Annotated in this window: 9 protein-coding genes and 1 pseudogene; 3 read left to right on the top strand and 7 right to left on the bottom strand. The window is 68.6% G+C overall.

Annotation, left to right across the window (positions count from 1 at the left end; all coding sequences use genetic code 11):
- From ABZV77_RS01390 to ABZV77_RS01375, 4 genes are all read right to left on the bottom strand, one after another.
- Positions 1–984: trypsin-like serine protease (locus tag ABZV77_RS01390; RefSeq protein ID WP_356249054.1), on the bottom strand; the 984-nt coding region annotated here is incomplete at its 3' end.
- A 110-nt stretch (positions 985–1,094) separates the two neighbouring features.
- Positions 1,095–1,622 (bottom strand): hypothetical protein, encoded by a 528-nt coding sequence (locus ABZV77_RS01385; RefSeq protein ID WP_356249053.1) that lies wholly within the window; start codon positions 1,620–1,622, stop codon positions 1,095–1,097.
- A gap of 188 nt (positions 1,623–1,810) precedes the next feature.
- Positions 1,811–2,272, bottom strand: a complete 462-nt coding sequence (locus ABZV77_RS01380) for a hypothetical protein (protein ID WP_356249051.1) — start codon at positions 2,270–2,272, stop codon at positions 1,811–1,813.
- Between the two features lie 44 nt (positions 2,273–2,316).
- On the bottom strand, positions 2,317–5,715 hold the full coding sequence (locus ABZV77_RS01375; RefSeq protein WP_356249049.1) for a hypothetical protein: 3,399 nt from the start codon (positions 5,713–5,715) through the stop codon (positions 2,317–2,319).
- A gap of 1,096 nt (positions 5,716–6,811) precedes the next feature.
- Between ABZV77_RS01375 and ABZV77_RS01370 the strand changes: the two are divergent.
- A pseudogene (locus ABZV77_RS01370) lies at positions 6,812–7,473 on the top strand (transposase); the annotation flags it as partial.
- A 417-nt stretch (positions 7,474–7,890) separates the two neighbouring features.
- A complete protein-coding gene (locus tag ABZV77_RS01365; RefSeq protein WP_356249047.1) occupies positions 7,891–8,028 on the top strand; it encodes a hypothetical protein in 138 nt (45 codons plus the stop codon).
- 302 nt (positions 8,029–8,330) lie between these two features.
- Here ABZV77_RS01365 and ABZV77_RS01360 read toward each other — a convergent pair whose 3' ends face one another.
- The 3 genes from ABZV77_RS01360 to ABZV77_RS01350 form a co-directional block, all read right to left on the bottom strand.
- Positions 8,331–9,176, bottom strand: a complete 846-nt coding sequence (locus ABZV77_RS01360; protein ID WP_356249045.1) for a class I SAM-dependent methyltransferase — start codon at positions 9,174–9,176, stop codon at positions 8,331–8,333.
- A 361-nt stretch (positions 9,177–9,537) separates the two neighbouring features.
- A complete protein-coding gene (locus tag ABZV77_RS01355) occupies positions 9,538–14,973 on the bottom strand; it encodes a DUF3883 domain-containing protein (RefSeq protein ID WP_356249043.1) in 5,436 nt (1,811 codons plus the stop codon).
- A gap of 549 nt (positions 14,974–15,522) precedes the next feature.
- Positions 15,523–16,266, bottom strand: coding sequence for a hypothetical protein (locus tag ABZV77_RS01350; protein ID WP_356249041.1), 744 nt, complete (start codon positions 16,264–16,266; stop codon positions 15,523–15,525).
- Between the two features lie 250 nt (positions 16,267–16,516).
- Between ABZV77_RS01350 and ABZV77_RS01345 the strand changes: the two genes are divergently transcribed.
- Complete coding sequence (locus tag ABZV77_RS01345) at positions 16,517–16,945, top strand: hypothetical protein (protein ID WP_356249039.1); 429 nt, start codon at positions 16,517–16,519, stop codon at positions 16,943–16,945.
- Position 16,946: the final 1 nt, after the last annotated feature.

Genomic DNA, 16,946 nt, shown 5'->3' with positions numbered 1-16,946 from the left:
GTCACGGCGATGCTCGACCAGATCGGCCTTGCCGTCACCGGTTATGTCCGAGAAGTACAGGCGGCCCAGGTCCTTGCCGTCGACGAAGCGTCCCCAACCGGAGGACATGACCGTGCCGGCCGCGAAACGGCTGCCCAGGTTGCGGTGGTAGACCACATCACCGTTGGTGCGGTGGACGAGGAGGTCGGCCTTGCCGTCGCCGTCGATGTCGGCGGGGTGGATCTGGTCACGGTGGCTGACGTCCTTGACCCACCCGGCCAGGTCGTCGACCCGTGCGTCCACCGCTTCGGTGCGTGTGGCCTGCGAACCGAGGCACCCGCCCTGCCAGGAACGACTGTGCAGCGAGACCAGTTCGGACTTGCCGCCCTTGACGCGGAGCAGGGGCCCACCGGCGTCGCCCTTGCAGACCGACGCGCCGTCCAGGCCGGTCAGGGCAGCGGTGGTGCTGTCCGTGGAATCCACCCGGAAGGACCCGGTGTGCAGCGCGTCCGGTACCCAGGTGGTCTTGGTGCGGCCGAACCCGGCACCGGTCAGGGTTTCGCCCGTGGCGGGGGCATCACTGGCCACGGGCACCGGGGCTACGTCGGCGACGGGCTGCGCCAGGCGGACCATGGCGACGTCGCGGTCGTCACGCGGGACCACCTCGATGATGTCGATGCTCTGCTTGCCCACCGTGGCCGTGGACTTCAGAGCCGGTTTCCCGGCCGGAACGTCGGCGCCGGGGGTGGTCGCGAAGCAACTCGTCGCGGTGAGCAGCCACTGCTTGCTCACCACCGCGCCGGAGCAGCCGCGGAGGGGGTCCTTCCCGCCTATGTGGAGCTGCGCGGTGAAGGAGTGGTCACCGGCCGGGGCGCGGTCGCCTGTCAGAGCGTGGGCGGCGGGTGCCGTGGCGAGCATCGCGATGGCCGGGGCACAGATGGTTGAGGCGAGAGCCGCCGCCAGGAGACGGGGCGCCCGCGCCGAGCGGGTCTTGCTGCCGGACACGTGTTTCGTTCCTCTGTTTGTGGACTGGTGAAGTGCTGCAGGGGGCATCGTGGGCGTCGTGGAACTGAGGAGTGCCGCGTGCCCGCTGTGCGCGTGATGTCGGGCGGGGGCTACTTGGACGTGCGGATCTCCAGGAGGACGTGCTCACGCCCGCCCGGGTCGACGGTCTCGCCGACCGGCTTGAAGGTGTTCTTGTCGACCGCGACCGTGGACTGCTTGCCTTCGGCGCTCAACTTGAGATCGGCGTCCATGGCACTGGTCTTCACGCCGTAGACGGCGGGGATCTCCATGGTGAGATAGCCGGACGTGCCGGTGGTGCGGAAGCAGATGCTGTCGTTCCGCCGCGAGTAGACCTCCATCAGGCCGCTGGCGGAGCCGCACTCGGCGAGGGTGATGTGTCCGTCGCCGCGCTTGAGGACGATGCCCTTGTCCTTCAGGATCCGGTCGGCGTCGGGGTAGTTGAAGTCCTCGACCGCGTAGCCCGGCTGGCTGTCGGCGGCCGCGACCACCTTGCTGCCGTCCACCCGGGGCTGAGCCACGGCGTCGCCCGAGCCGGTCGGGGGGAATAGGGCGACGATCGCGACGGCCCCGGCTGCCGCAGCAGCGCCGATGGCACAGATCCGTCGTATGGGATTCATCAAGTGATGTCCTCTTAGCGAAATAGAAAGGGAAAGGTGAAGGGGAGTAGAGAGGGAAAGGGAAGTAGAGAGGGGAAACAGCGATGTCAACACAATCATTCCCCTCACAGAAAGTCCAGCCAGGGATGGCGGTGAAAGGCCTGGATCCCGCATGACGGAATGTGTAACCCATCACGCGGGACTAGGAGTCACCCAATGAGGTATTCCCTGACCAGGAAAGCAAGTACGGCGGCGATTCCCAGGGACACGAAGACCACCGCCATATAGAGGCCCGATGGCTGCTCCATCTCCTTGCCCGCAGCCTGAAGTTCTTCGTTTCTCTTGATCTGGGGACGGCCGAGGACGATGAGCAGTGCCAGACCTGCCATGCACCATGCGTACATCTCGAGGGACTCCGCCGCGCCGTAACCACGGGCAGCGGCGCTCCCCCAGATGCCGAGCGCTCCGATGCCGGCGGGAACGACGAAGAAGAGAGGAACCAGCGCCTTCTTCTTCGCTTTCCGGATGTACGGCAGCATGGCGAGGCCGGGGAGAAATGAAGACGCGGCCGCGAGCACCATCCACTGATCGATGGAAAGGCCGGAACCGAACATGAAGAACTCTCTCAGACGGGAAGGGCGAATGGACGGGTGACGGTCGGGTACCGCCACCCGTCTCCTTTATCTTTCTTCTGCTCTCGCGGGACGGAAGTCCGCTACCAGGTCAGCCATCCAATGGTCGTGGTGACGATCCCTCCGGCCGCGTCACTGATGGCCGAGCCCACGTTCTTCACGCCGTCCTTGGCCGCCTTGAAGCCGTAGCCGAGCTTGCTGACGATCGCTCCCTTGCCCATGAAGATGCCGCCGAGCGCGAACATGCCCAGGGACTCCTTGAACTGCGCGCTCCACCAGCCGCGTCCTATGCGGTCGTCGAAGCCGTGCGCGAGGACGTTGAACCCCTGCGCCACCCACGACGCGCCTCCCAGAATGGCCCCGGCGGCGAACAGGAACGGCGCGGCCGGGGCGCCGATCCCGGTGGCGAGTGCGAGACCGCCCAGGCCCATGGCCCCCAAGCTCAGCGTTCCCAGGACGGTGCTGGCCTGTGAGGTCGCGTCCTGCCATTCCTGGGCGTTGTGCCCGAGCCAGGTCCCCGGCTGCTCGACCTTGCACTGGTCGTTGGCCGACGTGTCGGCAGGGTTCTTGTTGTTCGCCTTGGCTTCCTTGGCCTTACGGACGGCTTCCCTGGCCGCTGCGGCGGCCTCGGCCTTCCGTTTGGCGATGGCGATGCTGCGGGCCTCACCGGCGGCGACCGCCGCGGCCTTGGCGTCCTTGCCCGCCTGGACAGCGGCCGCTTTCGCCTTTGCCGCGGAGGCCTGCGCGGAGTTGGCCGAGGCGACCGCGCTGCCGGCGGAGTCGTAGGCCTGGTTGGCCGCGTAGTTCGCCGTGCGGGCAGCGGTGCGGGCGGTGGTGGCGGCCTTCTTCGCGCTCTGGGCGGAGGTCCGGGCCTTCTCCGCGGACGCGTCGGCCGCCGCTGCGTTCTTGCGTGCCTCGCCGGCCGACTCCGAGGCGTCGTCCGCGTAGTTCTTCGCCTTGATCGCCCAGTCGGACGCCTCCTTGGCCGCCTTCCTGGCCTCCGCGGCCGCCTTGGAGGCGTGCGCGGCGTCCTGGAGCGCCTCGGCGGCTACCTTCGCGGCATGCGCGATCGACGCGCGGATCGCCGAGATGTGGCTGGCGGCGTCGTGGTCGACCTGCGCGATGTGGTGGTGGTCGCGTGCGACGAAGAACCGCCGCATCCGCGCCGGGCCCTCCAGAACGACCTGGCAGGCGGACTTCAGGTTCGGGCCGCCGTCGTTCAGCAGCCGGAAGACCTCGACCTTGTCGTCCTCCTGAAGCGCCTCGCCGAGGCCCGAGGTCAGGAACCGGTCCAGTGCCTCGGCACTGCCGTCCGAGAGAGCGGCCTCTGCGGCCTCCTTGACGGCCTTGCCGGGCTCCAGCCCGAGGATCTTGAAGACCGCGACGCGGTTGTCGGTCAGGGAGGCCTTGATCCGGCCGGTCTCCAGGAACTTGGTGGCGGCGTCCGGATCATCGCTGTCGATGGCCCTCTGCGCGGCCTCGGCCACGGCCGCCGGGGCGACCTCGGCGAGAACGAGGACACTTTCGCGGTCGTCCTGCCGCTGGGCGGCGACCCGGTCGACGTCGATCCAGTTCAGGACGTCCTCATCGGTTCCGGCGAGTGCGAACTCGGCGGCTGCCCTGGTCCAGGTGCCATGGCTGTCCAGCAGTCTCGCGGTGGCCTTGCGACCCGCCACGGTGGCCTTGGCTCGGTCACCCGCTTCGAGGGCCTGCTCGGCCCCGGCGATGAGGTCCTTGGTCGTCTTGTCGGCCTGATCGGCCAGGTCCCGCTGGCGCTCGATGCGTTCGAGGGTCTCGGCCTCCTGCTTCGCCTGTTCGCGGGCGAGTGCGATACCTGCCTGCGTGTCTTCCTCGATCCGCTTCGTCTCGGCTTCGCGGGCCGCCTTCTCGACCTCCTGGGCCTCCTTGACCGCGTCCATGGCGGTGTTGGCGGCCTTGACGGCTTGTTCGGCGTACGCGGTGGAGCGCTTGGCGTACTCGACGGCCTTGCCCGCGTTCTTCGCAGCGTCCTCGGCAGCGTCGGCGGCCTTGTCCGCGTGGTCGGCCGCGGAGTTGGCGGCGCGATGCGCGGTCGCGGCCGCGGCGGACGCCCTGTTGGCCAGGGACTGCGAGGTGGCGGCGGCGCGGGTGGCACGAGCAGCCGCGGAGTTCGCTTCGCCCGCGGCCTGGCGTGCCTCACGGGCCTGGGAGGTGGCGACTCCGGCGGCGTCGGCGGCGTCGGCCGATGCGGTCGCGGCGGCAGCGGCATTCCGGGCTGCGGAGGCGGCGGAACCGCCCGCCGCGGAAGCCTGCTTCGAGGCGGTCGACGCGGCGTCGGCGGCCTTGGCCGCGGTGCGCGCCTTCTTCGCGGCGTCCCTGGCGCCCTCGGCGGCCAGGCGCGCGGCGCGGGCCTGGGAGGCGTCCTTGGAAGCGGCGATGGCGGCGCCGTAGGCACGCGAGGCGGCCCGGCCAGCGGTGGCGGCCGCGGCGGCCGCAGCCTGCGCGGCGCGGGTGGCACGGGCGGAGGCGGCCTGCGCGGTCCGCGAGGCGTAGATCGCGGTCGTCGCCGCGGCGGCCGCACCGCGGGCGGCACCTGCGGCCTTGTTGGCGGCACTGGCCGCCTTGTCCACGTCCTGCTTGGCGGCCTTGGCCTCCTCGGCCGCCGTGAGGGCGGCCTGCTTGGCCTTCTCCGCGGCGGCCTTGGCCTGGTCGGATGCGGCGACGGCGCGCTCCGTGGTCGCCTTGGCCTGCCTGCCCTCGCGTTCGACGATGGCGACGAGCTGATCGATCGTCGCCTTTTCCTCGTCGCGGGCACGGGCGATGTGCTGGCCGGTGACGAGGAACCAGTGGATCGCCTCCGGAGTTCCGTCGGCGAGCGCCCGCTCGGCGTACTTCTTCACCTCGGGCGAGGCGCCGTTGAGAAGGGTGAAGACCTCGACCTTCTCGTCCTCGGCGTGGGCCGTGTACTGAGTGTCGGTCAGAAACGTGTCCAGGGCCTTGCGGCTTCCCTCGGCCAATGCCTTGGACGCTTCGCGCTGGACGGCCTTGCCACCGCCGCTCATGACGGTGAACGTCTCGACGCGCAGGTCGGTCACCAGAGGCTTCTGCCAGCCGTCCGACAGATACGTGTCGATGGCCTTGTCGCCACCCGACAGTGCGGTGGAGACGCTGTCGCTGACCGACTTCCCGGCGTAAGCGAGGGACTCGAACAGGGTGAACCTGTTGTCCTCGGCGCGGGCCCGCTCGAAGCCGGTCGCCAGGAAGGCGCTCACGGAACCGGTCGTCAGGGCGGCGGCAGCGGCCTCCTTCACCGCCTTGCCGCCGAGCTTGTACGCCCAGACGGCCTTGCCGCGGTCGGTGTCGGGCAGACCCGCGTCATCGGGAATGTCGGGCAGACCGGCAGCGTGGGCGCGACCACTGCCGATGGTGGGGACAGCGACAACGGCCGCTCCGGCGGCGATGCCCACGAGGAGCGCGCGTCGGCTTAGGAAGGTGGCAGTCAAGAAGACAACTCTTTCTCGAGAATTCAGAACCGGCGTTCTACCTGTTGATTGTTTTCATGCTGCCGACTCGCCTTTTCAATAGCCCCAGCGGACAACAGGAAAACCCCCAGGAAATACCGGACCGATGAACGCCACACTCAAGCGAACCGGGCAGACGCCAGGACCACTACAGCTGAACCAACCCCCACTCGAAATGCAGTAAATCGCCACGAAGAGCTACATCTCCCTAGTTGGGCAGCGGAAAGCTCCTCGACTCAAATCCCCTCTTGAGCGGCCAGTTCATTAGAACAGCCCAACAATCTCCCAAAGCAGACATTTAGGGATGAAGTTCTCTATTGCAAAATAGTAACGAGAGGGGCGCGCCGTGAGGGCTTTGGGTAAGCGGGAGGGGATCGCGCATCGCCCCAGCCGTCAGGCCGCTTTACCTGCACATTGCCCAACTCTCGCCCGGTGGGAGGGGATTGCAAAAAGGGGTCACCGTGGGCGAGCGAAAAATCTATTTCTTAAGGGTTCTTGCGTAAGCCGGGTCGGGCTTTCACCCTACGGAGGATTTCGTAGAAAGCTACGACGTTCGCGGCGGTTCGTCCCAGGGCTGTGAGACTCGATGCGGCCGCGCAGGCGGTTCCTCACGTCCTCATGCGGCTGCGGCCGTCCCCCTCAGATCTGCGGGCCGCGTCGCTTCTGACCTCGCCGCAGATGCAATCCCTGTGCACAGGGCCACAGTTCTCACGAACTTCATGTCTCTGTCTGAGACAGGACCCGGGCATTCTCAGGGTCAGTTGAGGATCAACGCGACCCCAGCGGCCTTCCCTTAACTGCTGGCGTTGGACGGCCGTGAGCTGATTGGCGTCATCGGAGCGCCGTTGGAGGAGCGGGTCGTCGGCGTGCTCGTGCCACTGGGCCGTGATCGCGGCACACTCGGCAGCCGAGAGCTCACTGCCGCCGTCGTCTGGGCGATCGAGAAGTGGTTTCAGCGTAGTGGAGACGTCGCTCCAAGGGAGCTCACTGCTGAAGCCCACATCTCGGAGAGGGCGAACCCCTCAGCCTGTGCCAGTCGTCCTCGGAATGCGGCGAAGCCGCGGTAGGGCCAGGCGACATCGGGACTGCTGGTGTGATCACGGCGTTGCCACCGTCCTGGATAGTCCCGTTCGCGGGGCTCAGCCCACGCCTCTTCGGGACGTTGGTGACCGCGCTGCGGCGGGAGGGCGCCGACGTGGTGCGCCGGGCCGACCCCGGAGCCTCACGTTGGAGAACAGGGTGCTGCTGGTCGCGGTCTACTGGCGTACCAGTTTGGCGATACGTCAGCTCGATCCGCTGTTCGGCGTCTCGAAGTCCGCAGCGGACAGGACCATCGACCATCTCGGCACGCTGATGGCCCTGCAGTCGCGGCGCTGGTTCCGGCAGGACACCGTGCTCATCGTGGACGGCACGCTGGTGCCCACCCGCGATCACTCGGTTGCCGAGCAGCCGAAGAACTACCGATACTCCGCCAACCACCAGGTCGTCATCGACGCCGACACCCGCCTGGTCGTCGTGGTCGGGAAACCTCTGCTGGGCCACCACGACGACTGCAAGGCGTGGGAGGAATCCGGGGCCAAAGCCGCGGTCGGACGGGCGACTGTAATTGCTGATGGCGGCTATCCAGGGGCCGGGTTGATCATGCCGCACCGTCGCACTCAGGGCGAAGAGTTACCCGGTTGGAAGCAGGAGCGCAACCACTCGCACAAGCAGGTCCGTGCCAGTGTCGAGCACGTCTTCGGAACGTCCAGTCGGGCACAATCGATCCGCCTCAGCGCAGAGCTGACGCGCGGCCCGGCAAATGGTTCCCGGCAGGGGTGCCTGCGCAAACCGCGACGACAGGACCGGTCCGCAGCACAGGCTCGATGAGAGCGACCGGGACTGACCAGCGGCCGTACGCCAGGGGCGTAGGCGCTCGGCGATGGGTCTCACGCAGGATTGTTGTCTGACTGTCAGGTGCGAGGCGGCCGCCACTGGTGACGAAGGCGTCCCTCACCGCCGTCGACGACCGTCAGTCGGAGGAGAGGTGGATCTTGCGGGTGCGTCGCCTCGAAGCGACCCTGCCCTCCGCTGTGTATGTGGTGCACGCAAATACCCTCGTGTCGTCTCCTGTGGTGGCACAGGAAGGACGGTTCTCTCGGGCGGGAGGCAGAGGGAATGTCCGCTTCGTTCGGCACCCTGAAAATCCTCGGCGCCGACAACATCGCCAAGACCACCCGGGCGATCCGCGACGCCCCCGAACGCGCACTGCCCATCCTGGGAATCACCAACAACCCGCACACCTACGGAACTTGATCGAGCTCTGGTCAGCCACGCCCACGATCGCATCGCGCGACTGACCACCGAAAACCAGCGCCTACGCAACCGTCTGCCCGAAGCCCTCGGCGAACAGGTCCGGAAAGAGACCGGCCCGGGCGGTCCGACCGACATCCAGCAACTTCAGCGACGGATCACCGAACTGGAACAACAGACCGTCGAGCTACGCCGACAACTCCCCGACCGCGACAACGAACTCGCCGCAACTCGCGCCACCAACCGCGACCTGATGGCCCGTCTCAACAAGAGCACAGTGGGATAGCTTCTGCGGAACCGCTCGCTCAGGTGACCCGCGCGGCCACCAGGGTCTCGAAGGTATAGGGCCGCAGGCCATCGGTACGGCCGGCGAAGTACCGCTGCTGGAGGTCTGCACGTGTGGGGTGGTCCACGACCTTCAGCCCGCACCGGATGACCAGCCTCTCGATCTCGGATACGGGCCAGCCAGGCTGAAGTGGCTCGCCGACTGAAGCTGCGATCGGTGTGTAGATACGGGCGTATTCCGTCCCCGCGTCGTCGAGCGCAGCGTCCTCGGCCCGGTAGGAGAACACGACCTCAGACCCGGGAGCAGCCGCCGCGATCGTGTGCAACGTCGACTCGATCGCCTGTGCCGTCAGATAGGGGGCGACGCCCGTCCAGCAGAACATCGCCGGCTGCGCCCAGTCGAACCCGGTCGCGCCCAGAACATCCTGAATCGGTCCGGCCTCGAAATCAACCGGCACGAATACCTGCGAGGCGCTGAGCGGCAGGCCGAGATCTCTGACCCGCTCGAGCTTCCAGGCCTGGGAGGCAGGGTGATCAACTTCGAACACCGTCAGCGAGCCGAGCAGATCCGGCCGCCGCCACGCGAACGAGTCAAGCCCCGCGCCGAGAATCACATACTGCGTGAAGGCACCAGCAGCGAGCCGGTCCTCGGCGTACCGGCTGCGGGTGCAGACAGCCGCACGGGCCTCGCGACGGACCGGGTCGGGGAACAGCGGATCGAACTGGTCTCGCAGCTGCTGCCATACCGGGCCGACAAGCACCAGGGCCAGCACATCGTCCAGTACCCACGGCGACGCCGTCTCCAGGCGAAACAATCCGCGCGACACAGCCGCAAACATCGCCGTCCTGCTCGGCGCGCTTTCCATGTATTCCTCCTTGCCGGCCAGAACCCGGCATGCTGGCCACACCCACCCACTCCGCGCCCTTCACAGGATGCGGCTGAAGCGCCCTGACGGCCATAGCCAGATCGCCTCGCAGCCACGATCTGCTCGCCATCGGGATCCTCCACAACGGCCGGACACGCCAGCCCAACATCACAGCCGCCTGCACGCCACCAGGACCCCCGAGACCCGCCGACTCGACCCGGCATGAATAGACCGGACATGACGCTGCGCGGAGCTGCTCGTTCCTGATGGGCACTTGTCCCGGAAGAGGACAGCCAACGGCGTGAGCTGCGATGTCTGGCCGACGCAGGTCGTTGACCTGAGCTGGAGTTGAACGTCAAGGTCACAGCACGTACGAGAAGCGCAGTGCCCCGCCTTCCTCGCGGTAACGGCCCCGGCCGCGCTTGCCGTAGGGGTTGGGGAGCATCTGGATGGCGGTCTTGTGCGGGGTGAGGGCGTTGGTGACCACCAGGAGGCGCCAGCGGTCGTTGCCCGCGTGCTGGCGGGCCGCGCGGACCTCGCTCTCTCCCAGCTCGAAGCGGCCGCCGTCCCCACCGGTCGCTTTCACCTCGTACAGGTAGGGCCGACTGCCGGAGCCGACCCGGAAGTCGAAGCCGAGGCCGTCGTCGCCGGACGGGCCGGGGAATGCTTTGCGGCGGTTGCCCGACACCCAGCCGGTCTCGTCCATGTGGTCCTGGTAGCGCGCGCACAGCCACTGGTATGCGTACCACTCGCCCACGTACCCGATGGCCTCGCGCTGGGCCGCGGTCAGCCCGCTGTCCGTGCTGCCCCCGTACCGCCGCCCACGCGTGCGACCGGTGGCCTGGGCGCGCCCGGTCTGGGGGCGGGGGTCCGTGAAGCGGAGCGGCCCGGTGGCGGTGATGCCCGGTGTCGAGCCGCTCTGCAGGACCCGGTCGAGTTCGCCGGTGAGGGCGGTGAAGTCGCCTGAGTACACGTCGAATTCGCGGCCGCCGACGGAGATCGACCGCCGTTCGCGCTCCCGTTTGAGGCGCTCGTGTTCCGCCGCGTTGCGCACCCGGTCCAGGTCCGTCTCGGACAGTCCGTGCCGTTCGGGATCCGTCGCCACCGCCATTCCGTCGGGCCACTGGCCGAGGGCAGCCAGCCAGCTGACGACGTCGGTGGGGGACAGGAGCCGGAAGTCCAGCGCGCCCGCTGCCTCCAGCCGTGCGGTGACCTCCTCGGCGGGCTCGGCTCCGGTCAGGGAGGCGGGCCACGGGTGTCCGGCTGCCCTGACCAGGACCGCGAGGTCGGCGGCCAGGCCGGTGATCGTACGGAGGTTCGCGCCGCGCAATTGATCCAGGGCGGGAAGTCGTTCACCCGATCGGGGCAACGGCGCCGGGCGGCCCAGGCACAGTGCCAACTGCTCCTCCACGTGCGTCTCCAGGATCCCAGTGTCGGCCGTGTCCACGGTGTACGCCCACGCCTCCGGCGCGGTGATCCAGTCCAGGGCCCGGACCGAGGGCCAGTCGGCTATTGGACGGTGCGCGTCGAAGTCCTCAAGCACTGCCCAGCGCAGCCGGTTGACGAGTTCCTTCCTGCGCAGGTCCAAGTAGGTGCGGAGCGCCTCCTCGTGCTCGTCGGCGTGGCTGACCGCATCCTCCGGTGGGCTCATCGCGCGCAGGGTGTCGTTCAGCTCGGCGAATCCGATGCCCAGGTCGCGCCGCAGTTCATCCGTACCGCGCGCCGCGCGGGCCCTGGCTATGAACTCGGATACGGGGACTGGGAGCTCGGCGGCGTACTCCTCCAGGTGCGTCTGGAACTCCCGGATGTCCCCCGGCGGCGGCAGGAACAGCGAGTTCGCCGCCTCCGTGCCGAGCAGGTGGACGAGGAAGGGCCGACAGCGCTCCAGGACCACGCCGATGGCCCCGTCGATCCGGCGGCTCGTCTCCTCGACCTGGTGGACCGTGACTTCCAGGGCATCGGCGAGCTCCTCCTGGCCCGGGTCATGCAGGTCGGCGTGGCGGGAGGCGAGCAGGTGGGCGGCGAGGCGCAGTCGGTGGCCGAACTCCCGCCGTCCCAACAACTCGGCGACCGCCACCATGATGCGGGCGGTTTCGGGCCAGCCCGGCTCGCCTGCCGGGGCCAGGACGAGCGGATGCTTCGGATCGGGCAGCGGCAGCACCCCGCCGAGGCGGATCGGCAACGTCACGGACCGGCCGTCGAGCTCGATGTCCCAGGAGCGGTAGCGATGCATACGTACGTTCCGGACCAGGGACGTCAGCTCGCTCAGCTCGGCCTCGCTCGCCCGGGGGCCGTGCGCCAGGTGATCGGAGAGGACGCCCACGGCCAGCGTGAGCCAGGGCAGCTGCTGGACCAGTGGCTCTCCCATGGTCGCGGGGTCCACCCGCGCGCCGTCCACGGTCACCGTGAACATCAGGTCGTCGGTGTGCCGGACGGCGGCGGGGTGTTGGGCCGTCAGCAGCTCGGCGGCCTCTGCCGAGATACCGGGAAGGGTGAGCAGAGGGCACGCCATCTCCCGTACCAGCAGGGCCGTCAGGCCGTCGCGTTCACCGCTGACGTAGAGCACGTTCCCGGCATCACGATCGCCATCGCTCTTCCCGTCGTCCAGGGCGGACAGCGGCACACTGATCAGCCGGTCCCCGGACTCGGCGAGCAGACTGGTGCCCTTGGGCAGTGCGGGATGGGGCCGCCGTACGAGCTGCCTCCAAGCGCGTTCGTTGGCGCGCTGCGCGGCGGGCCGGTCCTCGGCCCCCAGCGCGCCCTCCGCCGCGAGCCCTCCCAGCGCGGCGATGAGGCGGCCGCTGTCCCGGGGGTCGTCCCAGGTCGGCAGCCGCATCTCCCGCAAGCGGTCGCCTGACTTCCCGCGTTCCAGGAGGTGGCGCAGCCGATGGTCGACGGTCGGTGCGTACGAGGGTTCCTCCTCCAGCCCGGGCGGGCAGTGCCAGGCGTCGGCCGGCCGCACGAACCGGACGGCCCGGCCGCGGCTTCGCACCGGGAGCCACGGCTGCTCCCGGACGAAGGCACCGAGCGGAGTTGGTATCCGTTCACTGTCCGGGGAACTCTGGCTGCCGGCACTTGTCCAGACGCTGGTGAACCTCGCGTCGTCCCAGCTGGCCAGGCCGTGCAGGACGAGCCGCGCGTATGCCAGCCGGGCCTCCTGGCCGAGGCGACCGACGATGTCCTGGCCGGGGAGCTGCCAGGCGGGGGTTCCCCGGTACGGCGTCCGGGGGTAGTAGGCACTGGACCAGTCGCGGACGTACGGCTCCCACTGCTCTTGCACCTCGGCAGAAACCCTCGCCATGCGTACCAGCTGCCGAGCGGTGAGCTCCCGGCCTTGGCCTACCCGGCTCAAGGCATCGGAGGAACTGACCGGGACCAGCCCGTCGGCCACCCCTGCCTCCTGCAGGAAAGCCCGCCACTCCTCATAGGTGGTCTCGTCGCCACGCTTGGCGAACTCCGCGGGTGGGGCGAGGAGGCTTCCGGTGATCGCCTTGAGGCTCTTCGACACGTCCTGCCCGGCGGCGACCACCGTCGCCAGGTCCTCGCCGGCGGACGCGCGGCCCCATCCCCGGCCGAAGACGGCGCCGCTCGCCTTGATCAGCCGGCCGTCCGCCGACGGTACGTACAGTCCGAGCCAGGAGCTTTTTGTCCCGCCCAGCGAACGTCGCGGCTGCCACAGCCGGAAGACGAACCGCAGCGTCTGGAGCCGTAGTTGGCGATCGGTACTCGTGCTGAGCGCCTGTCGTACGTGTTCCAGCAGGCCCCTGGTGTCGTACGGCCGGACGAGCCCCTCCTGCTCGAGGAAGGCACGGGCGGACCGCCAGCGCGTACGCTCGCCGCGGTCCTTCCAGACCAGCCCCGGGTGCAGGGAGAACAATCGCTTGCCGAGCAGGGCGGGGACGGACGGGGCCTCGGCCTGGTTCTCCTCCGTACGCACCGGCTGGAAGAACGCCTCGCGTCGGGCACCCTGACCGCTCGGCTTGCCCTGCGCACGTGTGCTTGTGCCCCTACCCGCCCTGTCGGGGGGACGGTTGGTGTGCCGCAGCGTGCAGTCCTCCGCGAGCAGCAACTTCCTGCCGTGCAGGACGTGTCCGTCGTCCTCGAAGAGGGAGTGCAGGTCCTCGTACAGCGCGCTCCACTGCTCGGGCGGCTCGCCGGGGCGGGGGAGGGGGAGGCCCTTGACGATCCGTTCCACGTACTCGGCGAGGATCTCCGGGCCGGGCTCCCACGGGCACGCGAGGGCCTTGCACAGGTTGGCCAGCCGTTTCAGCCGGTCGCCGCCGGTCTCGGGGTCCGCCACCACGATCCCGGCCTGGTGCGCGCGGTGTGCCGTCAGGAGCGTCAGGTCGAGGTCCGGCCACAGGACCGCGACCCGGGGCGGGGCCCAGCCCGCCTCCGGCGGAGCGCCGTCCGCGGCGAGGACGGGCACGAGAGGTACATCGGCGAGTTCGCCTCCGTGCACGCGCAGGGCCGCAGCGCGGAGCCGCCCCGCCCAGCCCTTCTCGCTCTCCCAGCTCACCAGGTCCACGGCCAGCTGCCGCATGGACGGCTCGGGCACGGTACGCAGTACCGCGGCGGCCGCCAGGCAGGTCTCGGCGACCGCGTCGAGCAGCAGCACGTTGAGGGGGTTGTCGGAGGGAAGCCCGGTGCGGTCGAACTTGGTGAAGAAAGGGGCGTTCACGTGCCCCGGGAACGGCGCGGCCTGGTCGTCGCCCATCGGCAGGAAGGTGTAGATCTGCCCGCGTCGCGGTCGGCGCGGGGCGGGCAGCGGGAGCGCGACCTCGACGACGGCGGACCGCTTCCACTCCTGCCATGTGTCGTCGAGGAGCCCGGAACCCACGGCGTCGGCGAGCGTGCTGTTCAGCCGTTCCTTCTCCACGGTGCCCCGGGCCACGAGAAAGGCGCCGGACGGCCCCAGGTCCACGGTCGCGCAGGAGACGGGGAGTCCATGCCCGGCGCCGTCCTGCGCTACCGCGAAGGGCTCCTCGGATCGGGTCAGCTCGTGCCGCTCGTGCGCCTCGTGGCTGTCGTCCAACTCACCTGCCTCGCCATCAGCGGACCGTCGTTCCAGCGTCAGGCCGGCGAGCCGGTCGAGGAACAGCATCACGGGTACCTTCGCCCCGGCGAGCTCGCGCATCCGCAGCCTGACCTCGGCCCGGGCCGCGTCGTTCAGCAAAGGCAGCCGGACGGTGGTGACGTACCCCTGGGCGGCAAGCTGCCGACAGGTCGCGGGCACGTCCTCCAACGGCAGGGGCGCCTGGAGCGGCGGATACTTGGCGGCCACATCATGGGCGTTGTCCTCACCGGCGAGGAACTCCTCCACGTCCGCCCTCTGCGCGAAGCGGAAGCAGTACCCGTCCATCTCCGGGCCGAGCGGGCTGTCGGGGTCTGCGCTGTAGATCTCGGGCGCGTTGCTGATCAGCAGAATGCTGCGGAACCCAACACCCTTGTTCCCGATGCCCTCGCCGACCTCCTTTGAGCTCTGCGCGAGCTCGCAGACCCGCTCGACGTCCCGCCAGGTGAAGGGCGTTCCGCCGTTGGCGACGTACAGCGTCCCCCACTCGCCCTCCGCCTCGTCCAGCAGGACGTGGACCCGTCCGTCGCGGCGGTCCCTCGGATGCGCGTCGTAGCCGTTCTGCAGCAACTCGAAGAGCGAGCGACCTGCGTACTCCCGCGCGCTCGTGTACGACACGGCATTCACCTGCCGGGCCATGCGCAGGACTTGCTCCGATCGGGCCCCCTCCAGCACGGACCGGCCGTACTCCCGCAGCTGCTCGGCCCGAGCATTCCTCGCCATGTTCTGCCCCTCAGCTCAGCGTGATGAGGACGGTATCCCGCCGCACTGACATCCGGGGGGTGCGAAGACCACCGTGTGCAGCGCTGCTCGGAGTTGCGCTCGACGTTTTGGTCCGCCGCCGAACGAGCCCGAATTTGTTCAGGTTTCCCCCGGTTCACGGTGTGTCCGTGAGGCCGGGGCCTGGTCCTGCGAGGAGAGGTCGGCGCGGCGTGTGGAGGCCAGACAGCGGAACGGGGCACTGCTCGTTTTTGGCCACATGGTTGCTCACCTCCAGGAGCGACCAGCTGCCGACCTGGATCGGAGCGGTTGCCTTGCCGGCCTCACGCTGCCCTGGAACTCCGGCGTTGTGGAAGGCCACGTCAACCGGATCAAGATGCTCAAGCGCCAGACGTTCGGCCGCGCAGGATTCGAACTCCTCCGGAAGCGGGTCCTGCTCTATCAGTAAGGTGCAAGTCAGGAGTCTCCTCCGATGCGGCCGAACCCCTCAGGGAAGCCCTCCAGGAATTCGCGGATCGATGAACTCGGTTCGCTGATCACTCGACAGCTGCGTCACAGCTTCTTCGTGGTGCTGCTGCCCTCATCCTGGCTCTTTACGGTGACGCTGCTCGCGCCGTCGTCTCCGTCCCACCAAGCAGCGAACGCTGCACTGATGGCGTTGAGGTTCTTCTGTGTCGAGGCGTCCTTATAAGTGAGGTAGTCCGTCGACACTGTCACGACGCCGGTGCCACTGTCTGCGTATCCGATGTTGAGCGCAGTGATGTGCGGGGTGAGACGGCCGCCGCCAGTGGCGTTCTTGGCGGTCCAGGAGAGGAATTCCTTGAGGAGGTTGTCCGGTTCGCTGCCGCGATAGAGCGCCGTCTCCTGCACGGTCCTGCCGCCCTGGTTGAGGAAGTACGCACGTCCAGCCGTCGGGTCCTTGTCCCACCATTCAGCGAACGCCGTCGCAAGCGGGCCGACTTGGCTTTCCGCCTCGCCCCGCGACCCATAATCGGTGAGGACCTTCACCACGCCGTCGCGCTCCTCGTCGTAGGAGAGTCGGATGGACAGCGTGTGGCCCGCCAACTTGTCGTCCTTCGGGGAGTCGTTCGTCTTCAGCCACGACCGAAATCCCCGCAGGAGGTTCGGGTCGTCCTGATGGGCCCGGCCAGCCTTGCCTGCGCGGTCGGTCGGCCTCGCGGACGCCGCGGGCTCGTCGCCGCCGCCCGAGGGGGAGCACGCCGTAGCGAGGAGCAGTGCCACCGTGAGTAGCCCAGCACACTCGCCGGATCGCGTAATCCACCCCGTCTTGGTCACTGCCTGCTCCGTTCACTGGCTTTGTTCTCTGCCGTCTTAGGTGGTGAGCGGCTCGGATTGCCGAGTCGACACTTCGTTCGACGTGAACGTAACGTACCTGCTCCATAGGTCCGGACCAATTGGATCCCGGGTGAGCCCTTTGGGCCAGAGGTGGCAGCCCAGAAGCACGTCTGCAACCCCACAGCGCTTCCGCTCCTCTTGCTGGACAGATCGCACCCTTTTGAGCAAGCGACCGCACGGAGAGCACAAGATGAGTCACCTGCATGCAGCGCACAACCGCTCCTGGCGGCGCAGCGCCCTGGGCGTCTTTGCAGCGGTTGCTTGCCTCGCCGTGTCGGCGTGTAGCACGCAGGGCGCGGATAATGGGACGGCCTCCAGGCACTTCAAGCGGGAGTCCAATCACCGCCTCCTCGAACAGTTCCGTTCCTGGGCCCGCGACACCGGTGAGTCACGCACCGCCCGTCACGCACAGGCACTGTTCACACTCGAATCCACCGATTCCGGTGACGCCTACGACGTCGAGGTGAAGACCGACTACTCCGCACGGGCAGCGGACGATGCCAAAGAGCTCATCAGGCTTTTCCGTACCTGGTGGGACGGGGACGACGGCGACGGCACCGCGAGGGACCTCGTCCTACTCGACGCGGGCGGGAAACGCCTCACCCACAGCCGCCTGTGAC

The sequence above is a fragment of the Streptomyces sp. NPDC004732 genome, from assembly GCF_040609235.1.
GTDB lineage: Bacteria > Actinomycetota > Actinomycetes > Streptomycetales > Streptomycetaceae > Streptomyces.
This window is presented reverse-complemented; position numbering and strand designations above follow the sequence as displayed.